Genomic DNA, 305 nt, shown 5'->3' on the forward strand with positions numbered 1-305 from the left:
CAGTCGCAGGCATCCCCAGTGCCATCCCCATCGGTGTCCTCCTGACCGGGATTGAAGGTATCCGGGCAGTTGTCTTCGCAGGCCGGCACGCCGTCACCGTCAGCATCAAAGCCCTCGTCCACGGAGCCGTTGCAGTTGTCGTCTGCCCCGTTGCAGGATTCTACCGCGCCGGGGTTCACCGAGCTGTCGCTGTCGTCGCAGTCCCCGCTGTTGAGCACATAGCCCGGGGGCGCAGTACAGGAGCTTACGGATACCGCAGCAGCTCCGTAGCCATCGCCATCCGTATCCGCGTACCAGAGCTGTTC

General features: G+C 63.9%; 1 protein-coding gene. It reads right to left on the reverse strand.

Features of this window, described 5'->3' with window-relative positions; translation table 11 throughout:
* Positions 1 to 305, reverse strand: a 305-nt coding sequence (locus FRY97_RS22160) for a MopE-related protein (RefSeq protein ID WP_246141907.1), incomplete at both ends; no start/stop codon positions are given.

It is taken from the genome of Phaeodactylibacter luteus, from assembly GCF_007993045.1.
GTDB classification, from domain to species: domain Bacteria; phylum Bacteroidota; class Bacteroidia; order Chitinophagales; family Saprospiraceae; genus Phaeodactylibacter; species Phaeodactylibacter luteus.